Source organism: Kitasatospora sp. NPDC033851, assembly GCF_055576085.1.
On record NZ_JBVIRL010000043.1, the window covers coordinates 35,973 to 40,508 of the forward strand.

Annotated in this window: 6 protein-coding genes; all 6 read right to left on the reverse strand. The window is 72.9% G+C overall.

All coding sequences use genetic code 11. From position 1 onward, the window contains the following. Nucleotides 1-468: 468 nt before the first annotated feature. On the reverse strand, nucleotides 469-858 hold the full coding sequence (locus tag ACZ51D_RS40570) for a hypothetical protein (RefSeq protein WP_465665304.1): 390 nt from the start codon (nucleotides 856-858) through the stop codon (nucleotides 469-471). Nucleotides 859-1,140: 282 nt separating this feature from the next. Further along, nucleotides 1,141-1,842, reverse strand: coding sequence for a hypothetical protein (locus ACZ51D_RS40575; protein WP_465665306.1), 702 nt, complete (start codon nucleotides 1,840-1,842; stop codon nucleotides 1,141-1,143). After that, nucleotides 1,839-2,111: an RNA polymerase sigma factor gene (locus ACZ51D_RS40580; protein ID WP_465625829.1), complete on the reverse strand. Its 273-nt coding sequence runs from the start codon at nucleotides 2,109-2,111 to the stop codon at nucleotides 1,839-1,841. The genes ACZ51D_RS40575 and ACZ51D_RS40580 overlap by 4 nt, the downstream gene beginning before the upstream one ends. Nucleotides 2,112-2,116: 5 nt before the next feature. Then, nucleotides 2,117-2,446, reverse strand: coding sequence for a hypothetical protein (locus tag ACZ51D_RS40585; protein ID WP_465625827.1), 330 nt, complete (start codon nucleotides 2,444-2,446; stop codon nucleotides 2,117-2,119). A gap of 451 nt (nucleotides 2,447-2,897) precedes the next feature. Next, nucleotides 2,898-3,644, reverse strand: coding sequence for a hypothetical protein (locus ACZ51D_RS40590; protein WP_465665308.1), 747 nt, complete (start codon nucleotides 3,642-3,644; stop codon nucleotides 2,898-2,900). Further along, on the reverse strand, nucleotides 3,641-4,210 hold the full coding sequence (locus ACZ51D_RS40595) for a hypothetical protein (protein WP_465625821.1): 570 nt from the start codon (nucleotides 4,208-4,210) through the stop codon (nucleotides 3,641-3,643). Before ACZ51D_RS40595 ends, ACZ51D_RS40590 begins: the two co-directional genes overlap by 4 nt. Nucleotides 4,211-4,536: the final 326 nt, after the last annotated feature.

Below are 4,536 nucleotides of genomic sequence, written 5' to 3' on the forward strand. Positions count from 1 at the left end.
GGGCGCCCCCACCCCCCCCCCCCCCCCCCCCCCGGGGCCCCCCGGGGGGGGGGGGGCGGGCCCGGGGGGGCCCCCCCCCCCCGCGGGGGGGGGGGGGGCGCCCCCCCCCCCCCCCCCCCCCCCCCCGCGACTCGCGGGATCGGAGCGTCAACTCCACTGTTAGCAGGTCTAGATGGGCACGAGCGATCGCCAGGAGAGGCCCGTGCCGCAGAACGGTGGATCCCTGCCGGGTCAGGGATTGCCGAAGGTGGAGCCGCGACGCACGGACGCTGGCACTGGCGGTGCCGTGTGGATCACCACGCGGGTTTGGCGGCCGGACCTCGACGGCCGAGTTCCCATGACCCCAGCAGAGTTGCGGCATAATCGCCGCTCTACCCGGCTCAGACGCACATCTCGCCGCCGAGTGCTCAACCCGCCAACTCGACCGCTCACCCGCCAACTGAAGCACTCAGTCACAGCCGGCCGGGCCTACTGCTGGTCCTCGGGGATCCAGCCGCGGACTTCCAGGTAGGCGATGTCGGCGTCCTGGACGGCGCGGCCGGTTTCCACCAGCCAGGCCCGCATCGCCTCGGTGACGTCGCCGAGGTGGTCGGCGACACGCTGGGACCACTCGGCGGCGTCGAACCCGCCGGTGCTGGCGGAGCCGTAGGTGCGCTCCTCGGTGCCGTCCGCGCGCGGGATGAAGCCGCGGCGCAGCCCCGGGGAGTCTTCCGTGGAGCCGGCCGACATCGTGTACTGGTCGGCCTTCATCCGGACGGTGAAGGCCAGGCGGCCGCCGACCTGGCCTGTCTCATGGACGACCGGGGCGAGGTGGCTCGCGCCGGACTTGATGGCCTGCTTCCCGGCGCGGCCGGCCATGCTCTCGCCGGGCGCGCCGACAACGTCCTTGCCCCGGACCCGGGCCTTCTGCCCGGTCTAGGTGCGGCGACGGTTGGTGTTCGCCTCCGCGATGCCGGACAGCGCCTCGGTGTCGCGCTCACCGCCGCGCACCGCGCGGACGACCTGGCGCAGCGCGCCGACGAACGCCTTGCCCTTGCCCTTGGCGCCCGGGGTCCGGGCGGCTGGTGGCTGGCGTAGCTGGGGGGATGTCTCGCGGAATGCTGGGCGGGTGGGCCGGTCGTCCGGCCGCGGCGGGCCTGGTCAGCGCAGACTTGCGTACTCCTCGACGCGGTCGGCCAGGCGGCGGTCGGGGCAGGGGACGAGGCCGTCGGTGTCGTCGCCCGTGTGCATCACCAGGCGGTCGACCTCGACGGCCAGGGCGCCGGAGGGCGTGGAGGGCTTGGCGGTGCGGGTGCCCATGACGATGGGGGCGGTCCGGAAGTAGTCGGGCATCTCCGGTACCGCCGGCATGGGGACACCCGGCCCCAGGTCCTCGTCGACGCTCACTGCCTGCTCGAACCACAGCCGGGCCTCGCGGATCTCCCCTCGGCCGAGGTGGTGCAGGTACAGGCACCAGGCCGAGGTGTGGTCACCGGCGCCGGCCCCGATCTTCCACCAGAACTCGGCGCTGACGGGGTGCCCGGTGTAGTGCAGCAGGCAACCGAACAGCCGGAACCATTCGATCTCCTGAACGAGATCCTCCACACGCTGGTCGCGTGGGCCCCGGGGGTCGTCCAGGAGATCGGCGAGATCGGTGATCCGGGCGAGCCGGGTGGTGCTGATCTCCCCGGAAACCACCGTCTCCAGGCACTGCCGGGCACGGTCCTGCTCCGCCCACCAGCCAGGCGGCGGCTGCTGGCCTCGCCGAATCCGTGCGACGTCGGCCGAGATGCGGCGCGGCGCGGCGGGCACGTCGAAGTCGTCGGGGGCGTCGAGGAGGTGGTCGAGGTTCTCGGGTTTCATCGGTCGGCTCCTTCGCGGCGGGGCCCGGGTACGGCAGCGGTGCGGCGCAGGACGTGTCGGGTGGTCAGCAGGCGTTCGAGGGCGGCGAGCGCGCGGCGGTGGTGGTAGTCGACGGTCCGCGGGTGGATGCCCAGGACCTCCGCGCTGTATTCGGCGGTGTAGCCCATGCTGGTGCGCAGGACGAACACTTCGCACTGGCGGGTCGGCAGTTCGGCGAGGGCGGTGTAGAGGCCGGCGCCGCCCTCGATCCGGGTGAGGGCCTGGTGCATCTGCTTCAGCGTGCGGCGCGCCTCCCTGAGACGGGCAGCCAGGTCCTTTTCACGCCGGAGCCAGTGGACCCGGTACATGACCGCGCCGGCCAGGATCCCCCGGGGTGCTGCTCGAAGTCCGGGGCCTCGAGCGCCTGGGCCCAGTTGTGGGCGAGGTAGGTGAACACCTCGTACGCGACCTCGTCGCCGACCGCGAGGTCCCCGATCATCTCGGCGGCGTAGCCGCGGAACGTCCGCTGCTTGGCCAGGAAGTAGGCCTCGAAGTCCAAGGGGAGGTCGACGGGCTCGTGCACGGCCGGGCCGGTTTCACTGCCCGCGAAGCTGTCGTCGTTCACCGGGGTGCTCCCGCACTGGCGTGCGCCTGCGCCGGGCGGAGCGCCGGCCGCAGGCGGGCGTTGGTGCGGACCGGCTGGAGGGCTGCAGCCGTGTCGCAGAGGGTGTCCATCTCACTCTTTCGGTCAGGTACGACGTCAAGTTCTGCACGCCGAAGCCACCGTGTGGCCCGCCTTCAGACTTGCAAACGAGCACCCCTGTTCACGCATATGGCCTAGAAGGATTTCACGGAAAGATCGAGAACGGCAACGCAGCGTGACAACGACACGTGCCGCGAGCCGGGTCCACCCGCTTCAACCGGGCCTCGCGCCCGTTACTTTCGAGTAGCCGACTGGCCACTTTCGGTAATAAATGTGACCAGCACCACTGTTTCTGTATGCGGATCTCTTGCCCGAACCCGCTCACCCGCTCCGCGTACGGGCTGACAGACCGTCCGGGCGGTCCAACCCCCTGTCAGCCGACGGCGGCCACTGCGGCAACGGCCTCCGCGCCGCCGGGATGCGCCACAGCCGGCACCGGGACCGCGGCGCTCACGCCACCGTGCTCGTCCGGCAGCTGCAGGAGAGCCTCTCGCGCCCGGGCGGCACGGCCCCGGCCGACGCAGCGGGCAGTGACCGTCCGGGACTCGAGAGCGCCGTACCCGTCACCGAGCCCGCTCCAGGCGGAGCCGCTCACGGTCAGGCGCAGCTCGGCGGCGCCGGGCCAGGGGAGCGGGGTCAGGAGGGTGGCGCCGGTGGTGCGCAGGCGTTGTTCGAGGCGGGCGAGCCGGCGCGGGGCCGACGGGCCGGTGGGGCGCAGGATGATCGTGTCGCAGGCGTCGGCGAGGACGGACGCGATCTCGACCCAGTGCTCTCCTGGGGTATCGGCCAGCACAGTGCGCTCCCACGGCAGGCCGTAGGCCCTGGCCGCAGCCAACCCGGCCTCCGGCCAGCCGACGATCGCCGTCCACACGCCGGTCGACGCGGCGGCCGGCCCCGCCGCCACCGCCAGGAGCAGACTGGCGTCCAGGACTTCGACCACGGCCCCCTTCGGCAACCGGCCGCCCGGCAACAGCGGCTCCAGCGCGGGCAGGACCGGCCGGGAAGCGGCCTCGAACCGGGCGCGACGGGCGGCCGGACTGGTCTCCTCCAGCAGGATCGCCAGCCGCTCACCGCGTACGGACTCCGCCGTATCCGGTACGAGGGCGATCCGCGCGCTCACCGCCCTCCCCCGGTCCCGAAGACCTCCGCCGGCCCGGACGAGCCGCCCGCGCCCGCAGAGGGACGGGCAGGGCCCGTCTCCGCCGAGACGACCGGGCGAAGGGTGACAGGGTCCGCGATCAGCCACGCCGCCTGCCGGTCTTCGCCCCATCGAGCGCTCACGATCCACGGCAGATCCGGCCCGGGGCGGCGCCGGGCGGTCACCAGGGCGGAGCACCACCGCCCGCCCGTACGGACCCACGCCAGACGCCAGCAGCCGTCGGAACCGTCCTGGGCAGGTTGGCCAGCGAGCTCGGCCGGGACGACGGTCGTGTCCCGCCACCGCCCGAAGAACGGTGACCCGGCAGGAGGCTCGTCCTGTGGTTCTGGCAGCGGCCTGACCGTGCGCTCGTCGAACAGGAACCAGCCCCAGGAATCGTCGGCGCCCCAGGTGACATGCACCACCCACACCGCACTGCCCGGCGGGCGCCGCCACACGGTCAGCATGGCCGGCTGCCAGCCGCCTCCCACCCGGATCTCCACCAGACGCCACCGCCGCGTGTCCTGGTAGTACCCGGGCAGCGTCATCAGCTCCCTGGGCGCCCGCTCGGCATCACCTGGCAGAGCCCCGGGGCGGGGGGCGAGGGAGAACGGAACGTCGGCGGTCACACCCCCCAAGTTAGATCGAACGGATTTTCGATTCAAGTCGTTCGCCCCGCGATACCCCAGGTCACAGCCATCTCGCTCCAGACCCCCGCGGCACGAGCACGAGGGGATGAAGGGGCAGGACCGGACCCCGGAGGTGGCGATGCCGAAGGCCCCCCAACGACCACCGTCACCGATGAGCAGGCCGACCCGGGCTCGTCGGTACTGGCCCGGTGACGACGGCCGCCCGCGCTAGCGTGGAGAAGAAG

Bases quoted from the DNA above. Each gene is read 5' to 3' on its own strand.
- ACZ51D_RS40570 (WP_465665304.1), bottom strand. From the start codon at position 858: ATGGCCGGCCGCGCCGGGAAGCAGGCCATCAAGTCCGGCGCGAGCCAC.
- ACZ51D_RS40575 (WP_465665306.1), bottom strand. From the start codon at position 1,842: ATGAAACCCGAGAACCTCGACCACCTCCTCGACGCCCCCGACGACTTC.
- ACZ51D_RS40580 (WP_465625829.1), bottom strand. From the start codon at position 2,111: ATGCACCAGGCCCTCACCCGGATCGAGGGCGGCGCCGGCCTCTACACC.
- ACZ51D_RS40595 (WP_465625821.1), bottom strand. From the start codon at position 4,210: ATGACGCTGCCCGGGTACTACCAGGACACGCGGCGGTGGCGTCTGGTG.